Source organism: Endozoicomonas sp. G2_2, from assembly GCF_017744135.1.
Classification (GTDB): Bacteria; Pseudomonadota; Gammaproteobacteria; order Nevskiales; family Salinisphaeraceae; genus Salinisphaera.
In genome coordinates, this window is record NZ_JAGHQU010000004.1 from 96,372 (window position 1) to 117,701 (window position 21,330).

Below are 21,330 nucleotides of genomic sequence, written 5' to 3' on the forward strand. Positions count from 1 at the left end.
CCGGTCGGTAATCGGTACCCGCGGCACGCCGGGCCGGCCGGCGCGCCGCGCAGGAGACGGTGATCAGGCGGCGTTGCCGGATTCGCCAACACCGACCTGCAGGTAGTCGAGAATGCCCTTGGCGGCTTCGCGGCCCTCGAACACGGCGGTGACCACGAGATCCGAGCCGCGCACCATGTCGCCGCCGGCAAAGATCTTCGGGTTCGTGGTCTGGTGCTTGAAGCGCCCCTTCTCGGGGGCGATCACGCGGCCGCCGTCGTCGATATCGACGCTATGGGTGTCGAACCAGGGCTGCGGATTCGGGCGGAAGCCGAAGGCGATGATCACCCGATCGGCCTCGATGACTTCCTCCGTGCCCGGTACCGGCTCCGGACGTCGGCGGCCGCGCTCGTCGGGCGCGCCCAGCTTGGTCGTGACGACCTTGATGCCCTCGACCTTGGTATCGCCGACGATTTCCACCGGCTGGCGGTTGAACATGAACTCGACGCCTTCCTCGCGCGCGTTCTGAAACTCGCGCGCGGAGCCGGGCATGTTCTCTTCGTCGCGCCGGTACGCGCAGACCACTTTTTTGGCGCCCTGGCGAATCGAGGTGCGGTTGCAGTCCATGGCGGTATCGCCGCCGCCGAGGACGACCACGCGTTCGCCTTTCATGTCGATGAAGTCGCGCGGGCTTTTCTCCAGGCCGAGTTCACGGTTGATGTTGGCCACGAGAAACGGCAGCGCTTCATGTACGCCGTCGAGATCCTCGCCGGGGAAACCGCCCTTCATGTAGGTATAGGTGCCCATGCCCAGAAACACGGCATCGTATTCTTCCATGAGGTCTTCGATCTGGACGTCCTTGCCGACCTCGCAGCCGAGGCGGAATTCGACGCCCATGCCTTCCATGACCTCGCGACGGGTTTCGACCACGTCCTTTTCGAGTTTGAACGGCGGGATGCCGAAGGTCAGCAGGCCGCCGATACGCGGATACTTGTCGAACACGACGGCTTTAACGCCACTGCGCACGAGAATGTCGGCAGCGCCCAGGCCGGCCGGGCCGGCGCCGATGACCGCGACCTTCTTGTCGGTCCAGACCACGTTGGATACATCCGGACGCCAGCCCTGCTTGAAGGCCTCGTCGGTGATGTATTTCTCGACCGAGCCGATGGTGATCGCGCCGAAGCCGTCGTTCATCGTGCAGGCGCCTTCGCACAGACGGTCCTGCGGGCAGATACGGCCACAGATTTCGGGCAGGGTGTTGGTGGCGTGCGACAGCTCGGCCGCCTCGAACAGGTTGCCCTCGTTGACCAGCTTCAGCCAGTTCGGAATGTAGTTGTGGACCGGGCATTTCCATTCGCAGTACGGATTGCCGCAGGAAATACAGCGCCCGGCCTGCTGGCTGGCGGTTTCCTTGTCGAACTGACCATAGATCTCGGCGAATTCATGAATCCGGACCGGCACCTCGACCTTCTTCGGGTCCTGGCGCGGCGTGTCGAGAAACTGCAAATGATTCTTTGCCATTGCTAACCTTTAGTCGTTACGCAGCCCGCGCGGCGCCGGGCGATTGTCGTCCGGCGCCGCGCGGCCCCCTTCTGATTCGCGCGATCAGGCCGCGCGATTGAGCGTATCCAGAATCGTTTCCACGCTCTCGGCCTTGGGCTTGACCAGCCAGAACTGGCCGATGTAGTCGCGGAAGTCCTCGAGGATCTCCTTGCCCCAGGCGCTGTCGGTCTCGGCTACATAGGCCTCGATCATCTCGCGCAGATAGTGGCGATGGGCTTCCATGTTTTCGGAGACCATGCGATGGATATCGATCAGCTCGTGGTTGTAGCGGTCGACGAACTCACGCTTTTCATCCAGCACATAGGCCAGGCCGCCGGTCATGCCGGCGCCGAAGTTCACGCCCGTATGGCCGAGCACGACGACACAGCCGCCGGTCATGTACTCGCAGCCGTGATCGCCGATGCCCTCGACGACCGCGTTGGCGCCGGAGTTGCGTACGCCGAAGCGCTCGCCGGCCATCCCCGCAGCATACAGCGTGCCGCCGGTCGCACCGTACAGGCAGGTGTTGCCGATGATCGCGGCTTCGCGGGCCACATACCCGGCAGTGCGCGGCGGACGGATGACGATCCGGCCGCCGGCCATGCCCTTGCCGACATAGTCGTTGGCATCGCCCTCGAGATAGAGGTGCAGACCACCGGCGTTGAATACGCCGAAGCTCTGGCCGGCGGTGCCGGTGAGCTTGAGCGTGATCGGCGCGTCTTCCATGTCGAGATTGCCGTGGCGACGGGCGATTTCACCCGACAGACGGGCGCCGAGCGAACGGTTGTTGTTGTGCACTTCGTACTCGAACGTGCCGCCGGCCTTGTTTTCGATGGCGTCGAGCGCGTCTGCCACCATCTGCTCGGCGAGCTCGCCCTTGTCGAACGGCTCGTTGTGCGGATCCAGGCAGTGCGTCGGGACATCGTCCGCGAGACCGCCCTTGGACAGGATCGGCTCGAGATCCAGGCCCTGCTGCTTGGTGGTCTCACCCGGCAGGATTTCGAGCAGGTCGGTACGGCCGATGAGCTCACCCAGCGAGCGCACGCCGATCTGTGCCATCAGCTCGCGCGTTTCCTGTGCGATGAAGTGGAAGAAGTTCTGCACCATCTCGGGGATGCCGATGTAATGACGCTCGCGCAGTACTTCGTTCTGCGTAGCCACACCCGTCGCACAGTTGTTGAGGTGGCAGACCCGCAGGTACTTGCAGCCGAGCGCGACCATCGGCCCGGTACCGAAACCGAAGGATTCGGCGCCCAGGATCGCGGCCTTGATCACGTCGAGACCGGTCTTCAGGCCGCCGTCGGTCTGCACCCGGACCTTTTCGCGCAGTTCGTTGGCGCGCAGTGTCTGCTGGGTCTCCGACAGACCAAGCTCCCACGGCGTGCCGGCATAGCGCACCGAGGTCAGCGGGCTTGCGCCCGTGCCGCCGTCGTAGCCGGATATGGTGATGAGATCGGCATAGGCCTTGGCCACACCGGCGGCGATCGTGCCCACGCCAGGGCCCGATACCAGCTTCACCGAGACAAGCGCCTGCGGATTGACCTGCTTGAGGTCGAAGATCAGCTGTGCCAGGTCTTCGATCGAGTAGATGTCGTGATGCGGTGGCGGCGAGATAAGCGCCACGCCCGGCTTGGAATAGCGCAGCCGCGCGATCATCTCGTTGACCTTGTGGCCGGGCAGCTGGCCGCCTTCGCCGGGCTTCGCGCCCTGGGCGATCTTGATCTGCAGCACTTCGGCATTGACCAGGTAATGCGGTGTCACGCCGAAACGACCCGATGCCACCTGCTTGATCTTCGACATCTTTTCGGTGCCGAAGCGGGCGGCATCCTCGCCACCTTCGCCGGAATTCGACCGACCGCCCATGCGATTCATGCCGGTAGCCAGCGATTCGTGCGCTTCCGGCGACAGCGCGCCGAGGGACATGCCGGCCGAGTCGAAACGCGGCGTGATGTCCTTGATGTCCTCGACCTCGTCGATATCGATCGGCTCGATATCGTCGCGCAGCTTGAACAGGTCGCGCAGCACGGAAACCGGCCGGCCCTGGACGATATCGGCGTACTCGCGGTACTTGGCGTACTCACCGGTGCTCACGGCCTCGTGCAGCGTGGCGATTACGTCCGGGTTGTAGCAGTGGTATTCCTGGCCGTGCACGAACTTGAGCAGGCCGCCCTGATTGATGGCGACGCGCGGGTTCCAGGCGTTCTGGGCCAGGCGCGCTACGTCGGACTGCAGGTGCGCGAAGCCGGCGCCGGCGATGCGGCTCACGGTGCCGGTAAAGCAGGTATCGGTGACTTCCCTGTCGAGACCGACGATTTCGAACAGCTGGGCGCCGCGGTAGCTGGTGACCGTGGAAATGCCCATCTTGGACATGATCTTGTACAGCCCCTTGTTGATGCCCTTGCGGTAGGTCGCGCAGAGCTCGTCGGGATTGCGGCCGTCGACCTGACCACAGCGAACCAGATCGTTGAGGCTTTCGTAGGCCAGATAGGGATGGATCGCGCTCGCGCCGTAGCCGATCAGGCACGCGAAGTGGTGCGCGTCTCGCGCGCTCGCCGTATCGATCACCAGATTGGCATCACAGCGCAGATTTTCGCGGGTGAGCCGGTGATGCACGGCGCCGGTAGCCAGCAGTGCCTGGATCGGCAGCTTGCCCTGTTCGATGTCGCGATCGGAAAGCACGAGCACGGTAGTGCCGTTCTTGACTGCGGCCACAGCCTGATCGCAGATCGCCTGAATGGCGTCGCCGAGGGCGGTGCCGGCGTCGTAGTTCAGGTCGATGATCGTATGCGCGTAGTCCGGATCGTCGATGGACAGCAATCGACGGTACTTGCCCGTGGACAGCACGGGGGAGTCGACGACCAGCCGCTTGGCACGCTCTTCGTTCTCGTCGAATACGTTGCGTTCGCGGCCGAAGCAGGTCTCCAGCGACATGACGATGCGCTCGCGCAGCGAGTCGATCGGCGGGTTGGTGACCTGTGCGAACTTCTGCCGGAAATAATCGTAGATCACGCGGTCCACGCGCGACAGCACCGGGAAAGGCGTGTCGTCGCCCATGGAGCCGGTGGCTTCCTGGCCGGCCTCGGCAAGCGGGCGCAGTACCTGATCGCGCTCCTCGAAGGAGACGTGGAACAGCTTTTCGTAGGTCTTGACCTGATCGCGCTCCATCCACGCTTCGTCGCGGGTGTCGGCCAGGCGCGATTCGAGCATGCGCGCGTTCTTTTTCAGCCACTGCTTGTAGGGCGCGCGGCTGGCCAGGCGCTGGTCGATCTCCTGCGGCTTGATCAGTTCACCGTTTTCGGTGTCCACCGCGATCATGTCGCCGGGCTTGAGCCGGCCCTTGGCAACGACGTCGGCCGGGTCGTAGTCCCAGACACCGATTTCGGAGGCCAGCGTGATGTGGCGATCCTTGGTGATCACGTAGCGCGCCGGGCGCAGGCCGTTGCGGTCCAGGCAGCAGGCCGCATAGCGGCCGTCGGTGAGTACGATGCCCGCGGGGCCGTCCCACGGCTCCATATGCATGGAGTTGTACTCGTAGAACGCGCGCAGGTCGGCGCTCATGTAATCGACGTTCTGCCAGGCGGGCGGCATCAGCAGCCGCATGGCGTAGAAGATGTCCATGCCGCCGGCCAGCAGGACCTCGAGCATGTTGTCGAGGCTCTGCGAATCCGAGCCCGTGGTCGAAACCAGCGGCAGGATGGATTCGAGATCGGGCAGCTTGTCGGAGGCAAACTTGTTCGCCCGCGCCGTCGACCAGTTGCGGTTGCCGGTGACGGTGTTGATCTCGCCGTTGTGGGCGAGATAACGAAACGGCTGGGCCAGGCGCCATTGCGGCAGCGTGTTGGTGGAAAAACGCTGGTGGAAGACACAGAGCGATGTTTCCAGACGCGCGTCGGCCAGATCCTTGTAGAACACCGGCAGGTAGCTGGGCATGACCATGCCCTTGTACGAGAGCACGTGCGCCGACAGCGAAGGCACGTAGAAAACCTCGTCGTCGGGCAGGGCGTTTTCGGCTCGGCGCCGCGAGAACACCAGCTTGGATTCGAACAGCGCGTCGTCCATACCGTCGGGCGCGTTGACGAAGATCTGTTCGAGCCAGGGCAGGGTGTTGATGGCTTCCTTGCCGCAGGCGTTCTCGGCGTCGATGGGCACCTCGCGCCAGCCGGCGATCTCCAGGCCCTCGGCTTCCAGCTGTCGGGCGAGCTCGGCTTTCGACGCGGCGCGCAGGTCTGCATCCGGGTTCAGGAACACGATGCCGCTGGCGTAGTGGTCGGCCAGCGAAATACCGGCTTCGTCCGCGACCAGACGCAGGAAGGCGTCCGGCTTTTTCATGAGAATGCCGCAGCCGTCGCCGGTCTTGCCGTCGGCGGCGACAGCACCACGATGGGTCAGCCGCTCGAGCGCGCCGATCGTGGTCTCTACCAGCCAGTGGCTCGGCTGGTTGTCCATATTGGCGATCAGGCCAAAGCCGCAGGAGTCTTTCTCGAACTCCGGAGAATAGAGTCCGCCTTTCAACTGATGCATTGTCTTTTTGTCCTCGCCTCGGGTCAGATTCGGCGCGTTCGGGGGCGATTCCCTATGCCGAATGCCGTATCGGAATCGTGTGCCGCGGTCGGTGCCGCCGGGATGGTCACACTATACGGTGCAGTGGGTCGCCGTGATGCGGGCGACCGGATCGGACGCCGGGGGCGTACCAATATTCACTTGAAGTATAAAAGGCGGCCCGAACGCAATCAATCGACCTGCAGGATTCGCGCCACCTGCCCGCGTTCGTTCGCCTCAGCCCGCGCAATAGCGTTGCAGCGTTGCGTCGAGCGCGTCGCCGTACTCGCTCGTGACCACGGCATGGCCGATATCGCGCATCAGAACAAGCCGCAGGGCGCCGGCTTCGACCTTCTTGTCGCGCGCCATGAGGGCCCGGATGCGGCTGGCCTCGAGTTCGGGTGGGGGCGCGACCGGCAGCCCGGCTGCCGCGATCACCCGTTCGATCCGGGCACACTGGCTGTCGTTGAGCCAGCCCAGTCGACAGGCCGTGTCGGCGGCCATGCACATGCCGGCCGCGACCGCCTCGCCATGCAGCCATCGACCGTAGCCGAGTTCGGCCTCCAGGGCGTGGCCGTAGGTGTGGCCCAGGTTGAGCAGGGCACGCTGGCCCGCCTCGCGTTCATCTGCGGCCACGACCTCGGCCTTGTTGGCGCAGGAGCGACGTATGACTTCCACGAGCCGTTCCGGTTCGCGCGCATTGATCGCCGCCATGTGGGCTTCGAGCCAGTCGAAGAAGGGCGTGTCGCGGATCAGCCCGTACTTGATGACTTCGGCCATGCCGGCGGCGAACTCGCGGGCCGGCAATGAATTGAGCACGTCGACGTCGGCAAGCACGCGGGTCGGCTGGTGAAATGCGCCGATCATGTTCTTGCCCAGCGCATGGTTCACGCCGGTCTTGCCGCCCACGGACGAGTCCACCTGCGCCAGCAGTGTCGTCGGAACCTGAACGAAATCGATACCCCGCTGATAGCTTGCGGCGGCAAAGCCGGCGATATCGCCGATCACGCCGCCACCCAGGGCGACGATGGTGGCATCGCGCCCGTAGCCGCCTTCCAGCAGCCGGTCATAGATTTTTTCGAGCGTGGCCAGCGTCTTGTATTGCTCGCCGTCGGCAAGCGTGAGTATGTCCACCCGGTGTGAGGTCGCGAGTGCCGTTTCGACCAGCCCGGCGTAGAGAGGCCCCACGGTTTCGTTCGTAACCACGAGCACGCGCTCGCCGCGTATCGCGCCTCGGTAGGCGGCCGGGTCCCCGACCAGGCCTGGCGCGATCTCGATATCGTAACTGCGCGCGCCGAGCTCGACCCGCAGGGCCGCGTTTTCGGAGGAAAGGGTGCTCATGCCTGCCAGCGTCCGTCGTTGGTGGTGTGTGAAGGTGGCGATGAGGCGTTTTCGTCAAAACGCGCGCGTGATGCGCCGCTGTCTTCACGCACCACAACCGTGCTCGCGATCTTGTCGTGCCAACCCTGCTTGCGTCGGTCGAATGCGACCCACAGCAGGCCGATACCCAGCGGTAACGAAGCCGCGAAGTAGGCCAGATAGCGAATGACAAGCTGGCGCGTGCGTGGGTGGGCGCCGGTGCGCGCATCGACGATGCGCGCGCGAATTGCCATTTTTCCGGGTGTGGCCTCGCGATACATCCAGAACGCGATCACCGCGAAGGCCGGCAACACGTAGCTGATTACTACATGCGCTGGCCCCATGATCACGGGTCCGGCGGGGTCAAGCACCGCGGGGCCATAGATCATGCGTAGCAGCGGCAGCACCACGAGCATCACGAGCACCGAATCGATGATCGTGGCCCATACGCGAATCCAGAAGCCGGCGTAGACCAGGCCCGGGCTTTCGCCACGCTGGGTCACGCCGTGCCGATAGCCTCGAGCTGTTCGACGATTTCACGGGCCAGTCGACGTGCCTGCTGTTCGCCGGTCGCAACCACGATGTCCGCGATCGACCGGTACAACGGATCACGCTCTTCCATCAGCGCTGCGAGCGTGGCTTCCACGTCCTCGCTGCCCTCAAGCAGGGGCCTGTTGCTGGCCTTGCGCGTACGCGCCAGCTGCTGTTCCAGCGACGTTTCCAGGTAGACCACCACGCCGCGGGCCGAAAGCAGATCGCGGGTGGATTCATCCAGCACCGCGCCACCGCCGGTAGCCATCACGGTATTGGGCTGTTCGCTGAGCTCGGCAATCATCTCCCGCTCGCGCTTGCGAAAGCCTTCCTCACCTTCCATGTCGAAGATGAAGGAAATATCCACGCCCGTTCGCTTCTCGACCTCATGGTCGGAATCGACGAAGGACATCCCCTTGATCTCGGCAATGCGCCGACCGATCGTGGTTTTACCAGCCCCCATCGGGCCAACGAGATAAATGTTTGGATTGGCTGCCATAGAGTCCCGAAATGAGTAAAAACAGCGGCCCGTATTAAGGCGCGGTGCTGCTCTGTTGAATCGAAACGCTGCGCCTGCTGATCTGGCCGCGCGGTGTGGTCGCGGTCAGCAGAAGCAGGCCATTACCCGCATCGTCGCCGGGTTCGATCCGGAAAGTATATACCCCTGAGCTCCCGCCGGCCTGCACCGGACCGTTCGTGCTTGGCTGTACGAAGCTGTCTTCGCCAACGAGCGACCCTTGCGTTACCTCTGCCTCGATCGTCGTGCCACTTGGAGGCACTTGGCCGCGTCCATCCTCAATTCGAACGGTAACCGCGACCAGACCCGAGTCCAGATTGATCGGCGCTGGGCTGACGTCGAAGCTCAATGTAGAGCCGGATAGCACGATTACAAGGTCGTCACGCACGTTGAGCGATGCAGCCCCCGGACAATCGCTTGGCTGACAAAGTACGCCGTCGAAGGCGTTGTTACCCATGCTGTACTGGCCATCGTCGTTGAAGTCGATGAACAGTTCGTTGTTGTCACGCGTGCCGTTCTCGTTATCGTCACGAAATGCCTCTACGAGATCGACAAAGGTCTCGCCGCCATCAAATCGCCCGTTACCATTGCTGTCCGTGAAGTCTTCTTCGCCGGTGGCGGTTGCAAGTATGGTGGCGCGGCCATCGGAGGGACGAGGGTTCTGGGACGTGAACGTGACTGAGCATTGACCATTATCTGTGAGACATGTGCCCTCTATCGAGCCGCCTTCTGAGGTGAAGCTTACTGCCGTACCGTCCGGTGCAGGATTATTAAAGCGGTCGGCGAGGAATGCCGTGATTTGCGTTTGTTCACCTGCGAAGTCGTACCCTTCGAGGTTGAGCGTCTCCGCCGCAATGGTCATGCTGCCATTGTCGGGCACGCCGGTAGTTATGGCGAGTTGACTCGATTGTGCATTTAAAGACGCACCCGAACTGCTCGTGGCTTGGGCGGTAACGCGGACTGTAGTTGCCACTGAACCAGAGGTAACGGTAGTGGAGGCCAGGCCATTCCCGTCGGTCGTATCTTGCGTGTTGCTTAGTGTGATGCCGCCGGTCGTAGTGTTAAGAGAAAAATTGACCAACTGATTTGGGGCCGGCCCGCCACTCGCGTTAGTCGCCTTGAAGACTAGATTTGATTGTTCAGGCAGCGGGCCGCCCGATCCCTGGATTCCGATTTGGGTCTCGCTGGCTGAATCAAAGGTCAGTGCGCCTGCCGGCGCTGCTTCCGTTTGAACCGAGATATTGGCTTGGAAAGTGGTATCGCCTACAACCGCTACTGAGGTGATCGTATCGATGCCGTCGCAGCCGCGGGCTGTGTAGGTGACCATCGCGCGGCCATCCGTTACGGTCTGAACGGCCGGGTCAACCTCGGACGTGCCGTCACTAATGCACTGTGATGTAAAACGAATATCGGCGCTGTCAGTAATGGGGGCGCCATCAGCATTCACTAGAGCGACCTGCAACGAGGAACTCTGGCCGGCTTCGAGTTCAGTTGGGTTGGCGCTGATCTGACCCTCTTGAAAAACGCCATTGTCGAATGCGCCGAAGCGGATTGAGGTTTGGGCTGGCGTATCGTCACCGCCAGAGTTGCCACCGCCGCCACCGCTCCCGGTCGACCCGTCGTCATCGTCGCCACCCGAAGTAGAGCCGCCGCAGGCGACCAGGAGCGTGGCAATCGCGATGGCAAGCAATAGATTGCGTAGGGTGTGTGCAGTCATCAGTTCAGTCTCCAACTTTCTTTTTTCAACTTTATAGTGAAGTGCCTTGGTCGCGTGCGCTTAGCGCTGAAGCGACAGGGTTTCCTTGAGAATCTTCGGCGTGACGAACAGCAGCAGTTCGCGTTTGTCGCGCTGACGCTGGGTGCCGCGGAACAGGATGCCCACAAGCGGGATTTCGCCAAGGATCGGTACACGATTTGAGATGTCGCGGTTTTCCTGCTCGTATATACCGCCGAGTACAACCGTTTCGCCATTGTCTACAAGCACTTGCGTCGTCAGGCTTCGGGTGTTGATCGAAGGAACGCTGCCACCGCCTTGCACGTTGATTGTGTCGCCCTGGGTATCCTGGGTGACGTAGAGATCCATGATGACGCGCTCGTCGGGCGTGATCTGCGGCGTCACTGTAAGGCCGAGTACCGCTTCCTTGAACTCCACCGTCGCCGCGCCACTGGAGGCGGCTTCGAGGTAAGGGATTTCCACGCCTTGCTCAATCTTGGCTTCCTTGGCGTTAGCCGTGATTACCCGCGGTGCCGATATAATTTCGCCGCGATTCTCGGATTCCATTGCCGACAGCGCGAGAGTGAGGTTGAACGTATCGCCAATAATAGATGTTGATATTGCGCTAGTCGGATTCGGAGCAGGGAGCCCAATGGAGTATCCCGAATCGGCGATATAATTACCGTCAGTGGGCGACTCGAAAGCTCCTGTATCGTTCAAGTCCTGAGTCACTCCTAGGTCGCGCTGGAACTCGCGGTTCGCTACCACGATCCGTGATTCGATCAGCACCTGGCGTACCGGGATGTCGAGCCGGTTGATCACCCGTCGAATCTCGTCGAGTTTTTCACGGGTTTCGTTGATGAGCAGGCTGTTGGTGCGTTCGTCGACCGTAACCTGGCCGCGCTCGGACAGCAGCGAAAGCTCGCCGGTAGTGCTGCGCAGCAGGGCGGCGAGCTCGCCGGCACGGGCATAGTTGATCTGGACGATCTCGGAGCGCAGCGGCGCGAGATTCGTGGTGGCTTGCTGGGCGGCCAGTTCGGCCTGTTCGCGGGCCGCGATTTCGGCCAGCGGCGCAACCGTGATCACGTTGTTCTCGCGGCGCATGCCCAGGCCCTTGGACTGCATGATAATGTCCAGGGCCTGATCCCAGGGGACATCTTCCAGGCGCAGCGCCATGTTGCCGGTGACGCTGTCGGAGACGACCATGTTGACGTCGGCCACATCGGCGATGATCTGCAGCACGGCGCGTACGTCGATGTTCTGGAACGACAGCGAGATGCGCTCGCCGGTATAGCGGGGTTTTTCTTCTTCCCGGTCGGCCTTTTCCGAGGCCGTCAGCGGTTGGAGCTCGATATAGAACCGGTCGCCGGTCTGGTAGGCGATCTGTTCGAAATCGGCGCCGGATACCGAGGTGACGACCAGTCGCGTGCCGCCGTCGCGGGCCAGCGCGTCGATGGTCTTGACCGGTGTGGCGAAGTCGAGCACGTCCAGGCGGCGTTCGAGCGCGTCTGGGAGGGCGACGCCGGGCAGATTGGCGATGACCTGGCCATCGCGTTCGCTGACGTCCACGGCGGAGTTGACGCCGTCGAGAACGATCTCGATGCGGCCGGCGCCATTTTCGCCACGACGGAAATCGATATCGCGCACCTGGGGCCCACGAACGGAGGCCGCCTGCGCCTGGTAATCGGTGTCGGTCATGGGCCGGACCGGCGTCGACGGGCGCACTGAAGCCTGGGTCACCGGCGTTTGCGGCGTCGCCGGTGCGCTCATGCCGCCGCCGATGCCGATCGTGATCTCGTTGCCCTGACGGTTGATCCGATAGTCGGTCATGGTGTCGAGTTCGACCACAACCCGGGTGCGATCCTCGCCTGCGGCGAGCGCAATGGCCTGGACCGGCCCCTCGTCGATCCGGCGATAGCGTTCGGCGACCGCCAGATCGGTCCCGGGCAGGTCGATCGACAGCCGGGCCGGCTCGTTGACCGTAAACACCGACGGCACGGGCGCGGCGCCCGCGAGCGTCAGGCGAATATTGATTTCGCTGTTGCTTGCCGCGGTGGCGTCGACCGCGGTCAGCGTATTGGTCGCGGCATGGGCCGTCGACGTGCCGACAAGCAGCAGGGCAAGGACCAGCCAGCGCGGACAGGCCCGGCGCTTGAACGAGGAAATGCGTGCAATCGGTCTGCTCATAGTCTGCTTCTCATTCACCGCGTGGGGGCGATCGTGGCCGGCCGGCGGATATAGCCGCCGAGTCCGTCCGGCACGATTTCGGTCAAAAGGACACCGTTTTCGGAAATGCCGTCGATCCGACCGTAGTTCTGGCCGATATGGTTGCCGGGTCTCAGGCGATGGATGACGCCGTCGGGCGCCTGGATGAGGGCGTAGGTCACCCCCGAACGCGTAATCGTGCCCACCAGCCGAAGCGAGTCGAGCGGGAAGGCCTCGAGCGGTTCGCGGGCGCGATCCGGATCAGGCGCGAGATCGCTGTTGCTGCTCACGTCGCGGCGCGGCGCTGTGGGCGTGAAGGGCGCGCGGCGATCGTCGGCGCGATAGGTGTAAGGCGTATAAGGCGCGATCTCGGGGATCGGTTCGATGGGCGCGGCTGGGCGTGCCTTGACCTGTGCAACGAAATCCGGGAGATCGCTGTTGTCCGCGCCGCAGCCGGCTGCGAGCAGGCAAAGGCTCGCGATCGTGGCTTGCTTGATACGCCTCATCGCTTCTGGCTCCCGCTGCCCGACGCCGTGGCGCCTGCGTCCTCGAGATAGCGATAGGTGTTGGCGGTCATGCTCATGCGCAGTTCGCCGCTATCCTCGCCTTCGTTGATCGGCTCGATCTGGATATCCTGGATGGTGACGATCCGCGACAGGGCCGCCACGCCGGAGACGAACCGGCCGAGTTCGTGATAGGTGCCGGTCACGATCAGATCGTTTGGCAGCACGGCATAGAAATCCTGCGGATTCTCCGGGCGCGGCTTGAACAGCTCTTCTTCGAGACCGCTGGCAATGCGGGTCTGCGAGATGTCGTTGAGCAGGCTGGGCACCTCGGTCTTGCTCGGCAGTTGCTGGAGCAGGGCGCCGAACTGCAGTTCCATCGCCTCGAGCTGCGTGCGATAGGCATCGAGGTTCGCGACCAGTCGCTGCTTGCTTTCGAAGGTCTGCTTGAGTTCCGGCTCCTTGCGGGCGACACGCTCCAAGGCGTCCTGCTTGGGCAGCACGAAATACCAGGTGCCGATACCGATAATGGTCGCCGAGACCAGCAGGATCGCGAAGCCGTAGGCCCAGGTGGGCCAGCTGCCGATGTTGTTCTGATCGAGGCTACGCAGCTCCTCGATATATTCTCTGAGACTTCTCATGAGCGCGGCGCCGTCGGGTTGTTGGCGGGACCGGATTGATCGTCCGCCGGCTTGGCATTGGGGCTGTCGCCCTTGACCGTGAGCGTGAAGTCCGCGAAGCGCTGCGGCCCGTTCTCGCTCGACTTGATCACGATCAGGCGCGGGTCGGCGAACCAGGCGGCGTCGTCAAGATTGACCATGTAATCGGAAACACGGGCATTCGATTCGGCGACACCGTCGAGCGTGGTGGTATTGCCCTTCTGCACGAGCGACGACAGATAGACGCCGTTGGGCAGCGTATCCACCAGCTGATCGAAATAGTGAACGATGCCCGAGCGCGATTGCTGCAATTCCTCGATGATGCGCATGCGCGTGATCAGGCTCTCGCGGGTCTTCTGCAGGGCCCGGATCTCGACCAGTTGCCGATCGGCGATCGCGATCTGGCTTTCGAGATAACGGTTGCGCGACTCCTGCACATCGATCAGGTGGTTGTAGTAGAGCATCGGAATGACGCCGACCACGACGACGCTGGCCAGCGCGGCGAGCACCAGCAGCGTGAGAAAGCGCTTGCGCTTGCGTTCGCGAGCGGCGGCGCGCCAGTCCAGCAGATTGATGCGGATCAACGTGCTCATCGAATCGACCTCAACGCCAGGCCGGCGGCCACCATCAGCGCCGGCGCTTCCTGATCCACGTGGTTGCGCCGTGCCCGGCTGCTGGCGAGCATGCCGGCCAGCGGATTGCCGATACTCACCGGCCGCGACAGATGGCGGCTGATGGCGGCTTCGAGCCCGGGGTACAGCGTCGCACCGCCGACCAGCACCACCTGGTTGACCTCCTCATCACGCGAGGCGGCAGAAATATAGAACTGCAGGGCGCGATCGATCTGCCCGGCCAGGCGTTCGGCAAAGTCGGTGACATCGCCGGCAATCGCGGCGCCGTCCAGCTCGCCCGTGCGCAGACGCGCGCGCAGCTGATCCGCGTCCTTGAGATCGTGGCGGTCGATCAGCCGGCTGGCCAGCGCATGGCCGCCAAACGACAGTTCGCGTGAATAGACGTGCCGGCCGCTGTGCTGGACGCTCAGACGCGTCTGATGCGCGCCGATGTCGAACACCGCGACGCTGACGTCGCCGGCCAGGGCCGGTGTCTGTTCGACGAGCAGGGTGGAGGCGTTCTGTAGTGCGTATTCCTCGACATCGACCGTGCGCACGGTGACGCCGGCCATCTCGAGCGCGCCGACACGCGTCTCGATGTTTTCGCGGCGGCAGGCGACCAGCAGCACGCGGTTGACGTCGGGGTTGTTGGGGTCTCTCTCGAGCGCCTGAAAATCGAGGTTGACCTCCTCGATGGCGTGCGGGATGTACTGTTCCGCGTCGAAGCCGATCTGCTGCTCCATGTCCTCGTCGGACAGGTCGGCGGGCATGTCGATGATCTTGCTGATCACCGTGGGGCCCGACACCGCGATCGCAGCGTCACGGGTGCGCGTGCCGGCGCGTTCCAGCGCGCGGCTCATGGTGGCCGCCACCGCTTCCGGGTTGATGACCTGATCGTCGGCAACCGCCTCGGCGGGCAGTGCCTCGCTGGCATAGCTGAGCACACGATAGGCGCCGGGCTTGCCATCGAGTTCGAGCAGCTTGATACGCGTGGAGCTGATGTCCACGCCCAGAAATGGCCGAGTTCTCGACTTAAAGAATTGCTCGAATAGCCCCATCCGACTCCCCCTGATCGGCTATCTCTCGCCGCCGTCCGGGCTTGCGATACACCCCCGTGTACCGTTCCCCCAGCCCATCGTGCGGACCGCGGCGCGAAATACCGGGTACAACTATACTCCTGGCGCGTTACTAGGCAATGCTGTTGTGCCGTTTAAGCATTTGAATCCGCGCGTCTAATGTTTATCGGCAGAAGTCTTGGAATCCACAATGCCTGCGGGCAAAAAAAAGTTTCCGCCGGTATCATGACCGCAGTTTTTCCGGCCAGCGGCCCGCGAGCCGCGGATTCCTGATGAAAGCGATGCCTCGCGCCCTGCGTATTGTTGTGTTCCTGCTCGCCGGACTGCTGTCCGCCGCCACCCTCGCCGTATGCGTCGTCGGTGGCGTCTATCTCTATTTCGGGCCGCAGCTGCCCAGCGCAGGCGACATCGGCGATCCGGAGCTCAACGAGCCGCTTCGGGTGTATACCGCGGATCGCAAGATCATCGGCGAGTTCGGCCTCGAGCGGCGGCTGCCGCGCACCTACGACGAGATACCGCCGCAGCTGGTGCAGGCCTTCGTGGCCGCCGAGGACGATCGCTTCTTCGAACACCCGGGGGTGGATTACCAGGGCATCGCGCGTGCCGCGTGGGTGCTGGCCACGACCGGCCGCAAGACCCAGGGCGGCAGCACCATCACCATGCAGCTCGCGCGCAACCTGTATCTCACGCGTGATCGCACTTACGTGCGCAAGATCAAGGAGATCATTCTCGCGCTGCGGCTGGAGTCCAAGCTGACCAAGGAGCAGATCCTCGAGATCTATCTGAACAAGATCTATCTGGGTAATCGCTCGTATGGCGTCGGCGCGGCTTCCGAAGTCTATTATCACAAGCCGCTCGACGAGCTCACGCTCGCGCAGATGGCGATGATCGCCGGCCTGCCCAAGGCGCCGTCGCGCTACAACCCGATGGCCAACCCGGAACGGGCGACCGAGCGCCGCAACTACGTGCTGTCGCGCATGCATGCGCTTGGCGAGATCGACGATGCCGCCTACGAAGAAGCCACCGCAGCGCCGGTGACCGCGACCGCCAAGGTTGCCGACGACCGCTACGAAGCCGACTATGTGGCCGAAATGGTGCGCCAGGACATGGTCGCGCGATTCGGCGACGCGGCGTACACGTCGGGCTTTTATGTCACGACCACCATCGATAGCGAACGCCAGCGCGGCGCCAACCGCGCGTTGCGTCGCGCACTACTCGCCTACGACGAGCGCCATGCCTGGCATGGTCCGGAGGACACCCTCGACGGCGCCACCGTGGACGACGCCAAGGCGCTCAAGGCCGCGCTGGAGGAAATGCGGGTCGCCGGCGGCCTGGTGCCGGCGGTGGTGACGAACGTGGTGCGCCGCAGCGCCACGCTCATGACCGAACGCTACGGTGAAATCTCGCTCGATGCGGGTCAGATGCCGTGGTTGGGCGGCAATGATCCCGCCAGCAAGCTGGTGTCGCGCGGTGATGTGGTCCGGCTGGCCTATACCGGCAGCAAGGACAAGGCCAAGGCGTGGACACTGGCTTCGATTCCCGATGTGCAGGGCGCGATGGTGGCGCTCGACCCCCACACCGGCGGGATCGAGGCGCTGGCGGGCGGCTTCGATTTCTCGTTGTCGAAATACAACCGCGCAGTGCAGGCCCAGCGCCAGCCCGGTTCCTCGTTCAAGCCGTTTCTCTACTCCGCGGCGCTGGCCAATGGCTTCACGCCGGCGTCACTGATCAACGATGCGCCGGTGGTCTACGACAGCCCGGACCTCAGCGACGCCTGGCGGCCGCGGAACTACAGCGGGCGCATCTATGGCCCGACCCGGCTGCGCGAAGGCCTGGTTCATTCGCGCAATCTGGTTTCGATCCGACTGCTGCGCAGTATCGGCATCAATAACGCGGTCGATCATATTGCCAAGTTCGGCCTGCCCGAAGATCAGATCCCGCGCAATCTGTCGATGGCGCTGGGCAGCGCATCGTTCTCGCCGCTGCAGATGGCGCAGGCCTATGCCGTGTTCGCCAACGACGGTTTTCAGGTCAAGCCGTACTACATCGCCAAGATCGAGGATGGCCGCGGCGAAGTACGTTTCGAGGCCGAGCCCAAGGTGGCCTGCGCGAGCACGAGCAATTGCCCGGCGCTGCGGGCAACCGGTGGGGCACAGGATGCATCGCGCCTGGCGGAACGCGTGATCGATGCCGACAACGCCTGGCTGGTGGGCGACATGATGCGCGACGTGATCAAGCGCGGCACCGGTCGCCGGGCCACCACGCTCGGGCGCAACGACCTGTCCGGCAAGACGGGTACCACGAACGATCAGATCGACGCCTGGTTCGTCGGTTTCAATGCCGATCTCGTGGGTATCAGCTGGGTGGGCTTCGACAAGCTCACGCCGATGGGCAACAGCGAAACCGGCGGCCATGCCGCGTTGCCGATGTGGATCGACTTCATGCGCGTCGCGCTCGACGGCACGCCCGAGGCCATTCCGCCGCGACCGGCCGATCTGGTGACCGTCAGCATCGACCCCAAGACCGGGCAGCGGGCCTTGAACGGGGACGGCATCGCCGAAAGCTTCCGTCCCGACAATGTGCCGTCGCTCGAAGAGGCGCGGCGATCCGGCGAAAACGCGCCGTCGAACGAGGTCGAGCAACTGTTCTAATCGTCTTTCGGGAGACGCTTCAGATGAGGTCTTGGCATGGCGAGCGCACGTAAACAGGCGGCCCAGCGTCAGCACATGGCGCAACTCGCGGCGCGTCTGATGGCCGAGCAGGGCATTCGCGATTTCAGGATCGCCAAGCAGAAAGCGGCCCAGCACTTGGGTATCGACGTGCGCAACAGCATCCTGCCCAAAAACAGCGAGATCGAGGCCGCGCTTGCCGAGCATCAGCGCCTGTTCGCCGGTCACGAGCAGCCCGCGCAGCTGCGCGCCATGCGCGAAGCGGCGCTGAAAGCGATGGCGTTGTTCGCGGATTTCAAGCCGCGGCTGGTCGGCGACGTGGTGTCGGGCCTGGCGGATGCCAATTCCGATATTCAGCTGCATGTGTTCGCGGAGCAGTCCGAAGCCTTCGATTTCTTTCTGCAGGGACAGGGTATTCCCTACGAAATCGTCGAACGGCGCTATCGCGTCGGGCGCGACGAGCATCGGTTTTATCCGGCCTTTCGTTTCGTCGCCGGCGATCACGCATTCGAGGCGACGCTTTTCGGCACGACCGAAATCCGCGAAGCGCCACGCAGCCTGGTCGACGGCCGGCCCATGACGCGCGCCACGGCCGCACAGGTCGAACGCTTGATGGCCGAAGAAGACCTCAATGAGCGACTCGCCAGCCTCTGACGCTGGCGCCGATAAACCGCGCAAGTGGCCGGTGACGCTCACGGTGCTCATGGGCACCGTGGCGGTCGTACTCAACGCGACCGTGGTCAACGTCGCGATTCCGCCGATCATGGCCGATTTCGGCATGGGGCAGATCGCGGCCCAGTGGTTGTCCACCGGCTTTCTCGCCGCGATGACCGCGACCATGCTCGCCAGCGCGCGGGTGATGGAGCGTATCGGCCAGCGGCGCACCTTCGAGTATTCGCTCTGGGCGTTTCTTGCCGCCAGCCTGCTGGCAGCGGCCAGCCCGAACAGCGGCGTGATGATCGCGGCGCGGGTGCTGCAGGGCGCGACCGCCGGCATGGTTCAGCCGCTGGCGCTGGTGCTCATCTTCCAGGTCTTCGACGACCGCGAGCGGGGCAAGGCGCTCGGTCTCTACGGCATGGGCGTGGTGCTCGCGCCCGCGCTCGGTCCCGCGGTGGGCGGTGTGCTGATCGACTGGCTCTCGTGGCGCGCGGTCTATCTGCCGGGCATTCCGTTTGGTCTGCTCGCGCTGATCGGCGCGCGCCGTTGTCTCGATAACCAGCGCAGCGGCACGCCCGTGGTTTTCGATTGGCTCGGCATGGTGTGGCTGTCGGCCGGACTGGCGTGTCTGCTTGCCGGCCTGGCCGAGCTGGCTCATGCCAGCGGCTGGGCGGCGGCGGGCATTCTGGGCGGGCTACTGCTGCTCGCGGTTTTCCTTAGGCGCTCTGCGCGGATTGCAACGCCGCTCATCGACCTTGCCGTTCTGGCGCATCCGCAGTTCGCGCTGGCCAGCGTACTGGCCATGGCTTACGGCGCCGGCCTGTACGGGTCGACCTATCTGGTGCCCTTGCTTGCGCAGGGCGTACAGCAGTTTTCGGCCACCGCGACCGGGCTGATCATGATGCCCGCGGGGCTGGCGCTGACGGTGGTCTTTCCGGTCGCCGGGCGGCTGGCCGACCGGATGCCGGCGCACCGGTTGCTGCTACTCGGCTGTATCGGGTTCGCGCTGGGCATGGCCGGCCTCGCGCTGAGCGATCCGGCGACGGCCTTCGTCACGCTGGCTTGCTGGATCGCCTTCGGCCGTATGGCGCTCGGCGTCATGATGCCCGCGCTCAATATCGGCGGGCTCCGCAGTCTGCCGCAATCGCTGACGCATCAGGGCTCGGGCGTGATCAACTTCGCGCGTCAGCTCGGCGGTGCCTTTGGCGTGAATCTGTTCGCGCTGCTGCTGGAATGGCGCGTGGGCGCGCACCTGGGCAGCGCTGTCGACCTGCACCGGTTCTACGATGGCGCAAGCGCCGATGCCGCGTCGCGAGAGGCCTTGACATCGGGCTTTCGCGAGACCTTCATGGTACTCGGTATGGTGTTCGTTGTGGCCACCGCTTTCGCAGCCTGGATGGGGGTACTGCATGGAAAACTTCGAGAAGATTCTGCTCGCCTATGACGGCAGCGAGTGCGGGCGCATCGCGCTGCGACGCACACTACCGCTGCTCGGGTCCGGGGAAGTCGAAGTGCATCTGCTGGCGGTCGTGCCGCTGACCGGCGCGGTGGCGGCCGCGGAAGGCTTCTATACCGAGAGCATGTACGAGGCCGAGCGCGAGCGGATCGAACAGATTCTTGCCGAAGGGGTGAACCTGCTCAAGGACCGCGGCGTGGACGCCGAGGGGCATCTGCGCGCCGGCGAGCCCGCGCACCAGATCGCCAAGCTCGCCGACGACCTCGCCGTGAACCTGGTGGTGGTCGGCCACCAGCGCCGGGGCGTACTCGCGCGCTGGTGGCAAGGGTCGGTCGGTGCGTCGCTGCTCGACCGTCTGAGCTGCAGTCTGCTCGTCGTCCAGGCGCCCGGAGACGGCGACGATGTCGCTGCCCCCTGAGCGCATGCCCTTGGGTCGGCTATTCAGGAAGATAGGCGCGCCAGTCGTGCGCGGTATCGCCGAAGGCCAGGAAATGCGTGTTCAGCACGCTTTCCGTCTCGTTATAACGTAGCGGCCGTCCGTCCAGATCGGTGACCTGGCCGCCGGCGACGGCCAGCACCGCGTGGCCGGCCGCGGTATCCCATTCGCTGGTCGGACCCAGGCGCGGATAGAAGTCGGCACCGCCGTCGGCAATCACGCAGAACTTGAGTGACGAACCCATGGTCACCGGCTCGAAGTCGGGCATGCGTTCGAGCAGGGCGTCGATCGCCGCGGTACGATGCGAGCGCGAGACCAGAACGCGCGGCTTGCCTGCGTTGACACCGACGGTCGAGATCCGCTGCGGCTCGTTGTGACCCTGCTGGCGGAAGGCGCCGATTTCGCGTGCCGCAGACCAGAGTGTTTCCAGCACCGGCGCGTAGACCACCCCGAGCACGGGTTCATGGTCGACCACGAGCGCGATGTTGATCGTGAACTGGTCGTTCTTGTTGACGAATTCCTTGGTGCCATCAAGCGGGTCGATCAGCCAGTAGGTCGACCACTGGCTGCGCGTACCGAAGTCGATATCGGCGCCTTCTTCCGACAGCTGCGGCGTATCCGGCGTGAGCGCGGACAGCGCCGCCTGGATGCTGCGATGAGCAGCCAGGTCGGCCTGGGTCAGCGGGCTGTCGTCGGACTTGGTTTCGACGTCGAAGTCGCTGTAATAGATCGGCAGCGTCTTCTGGCCGGCGGCAACAGCGATTTCGCAGACCTGGTCGAGCAGTTCGCGGGTCAGTTCCATGGCGTTCGGTGGTTGGGATTCGCGCCGCGCATCATACCCGTCGTCGGCGTGCTGCGTTGCCCACCGCCGCGTTTC

16 protein-coding genes are annotated in these 21,330 nt (G+C 63.9%); 4 read left to right on the top strand and 12 right to left on the bottom strand.

Features of this window, described 5'->3' with window-relative positions; translation table 11 throughout:
* Positions 1-63: 63 nt before the first annotated feature.
* The 11 genes from J7355_RS06220 to pilM all read right to left on the bottom strand — a co-directional run bounded on the left by J7355_RS06220 (position 64) and on the right by pilM (position 15,217).
* Positions 64-1,500 (bottom strand): FAD-dependent oxidoreductase, encoded by a 1,437-nt coding sequence (locus J7355_RS06220; protein ID WP_209060954.1) that lies wholly within the window; start codon positions 1,498-1,500, stop codon positions 64-66.
* 84 nt (positions 1,501-1,584) lie between these two features.
* Positions 1,585-6,042 (bottom strand): glutamate synthase large subunit, encoded by a 4,458-nt coding sequence (gltB, locus tag J7355_RS06225; RefSeq protein ID WP_247739810.1) that lies wholly within the window; start codon positions 6,040-6,042, stop codon positions 1,585-1,587.
* Between the two features lie 255 nt (positions 6,043-6,297).
* A complete protein-coding gene (aroB, locus tag J7355_RS06230; RefSeq protein WP_209060956.1) occupies positions 6,298-7,401 on the bottom strand; it encodes a 3-dehydroquinate synthase in 1,104 nt (367 codons plus the stop codon).
* A complete protein-coding gene (locus J7355_RS06235; protein ID WP_209060957.1) occupies positions 7,398-7,922 on the bottom strand; it encodes an RDD family protein in 525 nt (174 codons plus the stop codon). Before J7355_RS06235 ends, aroB begins: the two co-directional genes overlap by 4 nt.
* Positions 7,919-8,449, bottom strand: a complete 531-nt coding sequence (gene aroK / locus J7355_RS06240; RefSeq protein WP_209060958.1) for a shikimate kinase AroK — start codon at positions 8,447-8,449, stop codon at positions 7,919-7,921. The genes J7355_RS06235 and aroK overlap by 4 nt, the downstream gene beginning before the upstream one ends.
* A 34-nt stretch (positions 8,450-8,483) precedes the next feature.
* Complete coding sequence (locus J7355_RS06245; RefSeq protein WP_209060959.1) at positions 8,484-10,184, bottom strand: Ig-like domain-containing protein; 1,701 nt, start codon at positions 10,182-10,184, stop codon at positions 8,484-8,486.
* 60 nt (positions 10,185-10,244) lie between these two features.
* Entirely contained in the window at positions 10,245-12,368 is a 2,124-nt protein-coding gene (locus J7355_RS06250; RefSeq protein ID WP_209060961.1) for a type IV pilus secretin PilQ, read from the bottom strand.
* Positions 12,369-12,382: 14 nt separating this feature from the next.
* Entirely contained in the window at positions 12,383-12,892 is a 510-nt protein-coding gene (locus tag J7355_RS06255; protein WP_209060963.1) for a pilus assembly protein PilP, read from the bottom strand.
* Complete coding sequence (locus tag J7355_RS06260; protein WP_209060965.1) at positions 12,889-13,530, bottom strand: type 4a pilus biogenesis protein PilO; 642 nt, start codon at positions 13,528-13,530, stop codon at positions 12,889-12,891. The genes J7355_RS06255 and J7355_RS06260 overlap by 4 nt, the downstream gene beginning before the upstream one ends.
* Positions 13,527-14,141, bottom strand: a complete 615-nt coding sequence (locus J7355_RS06265; RefSeq protein WP_209060967.1) for a PilN domain-containing protein — start codon at positions 14,139-14,141, stop codon at positions 13,527-13,529. Before J7355_RS06265 ends, J7355_RS06260 begins: the two co-directional genes overlap by 4 nt.
* The gene (gene pilM, locus J7355_RS06270) at positions 14,138-15,217 is read right to left on the bottom strand and encodes a type IV pilus assembly protein PilM (protein ID WP_209060971.1); all 1,080 of its coding nucleotides are present in this window, start codon (positions 15,215-15,217) and stop codon (positions 14,138-14,140) included. Before pilM ends, J7355_RS06265 begins: the two co-directional genes overlap by 4 nt.
* A gap of 290 nt (positions 15,218-15,507) precedes the next feature.
* Between pilM and J7355_RS06275 the strand changes: the two genes are divergently transcribed.
* Genes J7355_RS06275 through J7355_RS06290 form a run of 4 tightly spaced genes read left to right on the top strand, consistent with a single transcriptional unit; the run spans position 15,508 to position 20,435 of the window.
* Positions 15,508-17,886, top strand: a complete 2,379-nt coding sequence (locus J7355_RS06275) for a penicillin-binding protein 1A (protein WP_247739812.1) — start codon at positions 15,508-15,510, stop codon at positions 17,884-17,886.
* A gap of 36 nt (positions 17,887-17,922) precedes the next feature.
* On the top strand, positions 17,923-18,558 hold the full coding sequence (locus J7355_RS06280) for a hypothetical protein (protein ID WP_209060973.1): 636 nt from the start codon (positions 17,923-17,925) through the stop codon (positions 18,556-18,558).
* Positions 18,536-20,005, top strand: a complete 1,470-nt coding sequence (locus J7355_RS06285) for a DHA2 family efflux MFS transporter permease subunit (protein WP_209060978.1) — start codon at positions 18,536-18,538, stop codon at positions 20,003-20,005. The genes J7355_RS06280 and J7355_RS06285 overlap by 23 nt, the downstream gene beginning before the upstream one ends.
* A complete protein-coding gene (locus J7355_RS06290; RefSeq protein WP_209060979.1) occupies positions 19,971-20,435 on the top strand; it encodes a universal stress protein in 465 nt (154 codons plus the stop codon). Before J7355_RS06285 ends, J7355_RS06290 begins: the two co-directional genes overlap by 35 nt.
* 19 nt (positions 20,436-20,454) lie before the next feature.
* On the opposite strand, the gene cysQ is transcribed toward J7355_RS06290, so the two are convergent.
* Complete coding sequence (gene cysQ, locus J7355_RS06295; protein WP_209060980.1) at positions 20,455-21,255, bottom strand: 3'(2'),5'-bisphosphate nucleotidase CysQ; 801 nt, start codon at positions 21,253-21,255, stop codon at positions 20,455-20,457.
* Positions 21,256-21,330 lie beyond the last annotated feature (75 nt).

Coding starts and splice junctions, on each gene's coding strand:
- J7355_RS06255 (WP_209060963.1), bottom strand. CDS start 12,892: ATGAGGCGTATCAAGCAAGCCACGATCGCGAGCCTTTGCCTGCTCGCA.
- aroB (WP_209060956.1), bottom strand. CDS start 7,401: ATGAGCACCCTTTCCTCCGAAAACGCGGCCCTGCGGGTCGAGCTCGGC.
- J7355_RS06285 (WP_209060978.1), top strand. CDS start 18,536: ATGAGCGACTCGCCAGCCTCTGACGCTGGCGCCGATAAACCGCGCAAG.
- J7355_RS06220 (WP_209060954.1), bottom strand. CDS start 1,500: ATGGCAAAGAATCATTTGCAGTTTCTCGACACGCCGCGCCAGGACCCG.
- J7355_RS06245 (WP_209060959.1), bottom strand. CDS start 10,184: ATGACTGCACACACCCTACGCAATCTATTGCTTGCCATCGCGATTGCC.
- gltB (WP_247739810.1), bottom strand. CDS start 6,042: ATGCATCAGTTGAAAGGCGGACTCTATTCTCCGGAGTTCGAGAAAGAC.
- J7355_RS06260 (WP_209060965.1), bottom strand. CDS start 13,530: ATGAGAAGTCTCAGAGAATATATCGAGGAGCTGCGTAGCCTCGATCAG.
- J7355_RS06290 (WP_209060979.1), top strand. CDS start 19,971: ATGGAAAACTTCGAGAAGATTCTGCTCGCCTATGACGGCAGCGAGTGC.
- aroK (WP_209060958.1), bottom strand. CDS start 8,449: ATGGCAGCCAATCCAAACATTTATCTCGTTGGCCCGATGGGGGCTGGT.
- pilM (WP_209060971.1), bottom strand. CDS start 15,217: ATGGGGCTATTCGAGCAATTCTTTAAGTCGAGAACTCGGCCATTTCTG.
- J7355_RS06250 (WP_209060961.1), bottom strand. CDS start 12,368: ATGAGCAGACCGATTGCACGCATTTCCTCGTTCAAGCGCCGGGCCTGT.
- J7355_RS06280 (WP_209060973.1), top strand. CDS start 17,923: ATGGCGAGCGCACGTAAACAGGCGGCCCAGCGTCAGCACATGGCGCAA.
- cysQ (WP_209060980.1), bottom strand. CDS start 21,255: ATGGAACTGACCCGCGAACTGCTCGACCAGGTCTGCGAAATCGCTGTT.
- J7355_RS06275 (WP_247739812.1), top strand. CDS start 15,508: ATGAAAGCGATGCCTCGCGCCCTGCGTATTGTTGTGTTCCTGCTCGCC.
- J7355_RS06265 (WP_209060967.1), bottom strand. CDS start 14,141: ATGAGCACGTTGATCCGCATCAATCTGCTGGACTGGCGCGCCGCCGCT.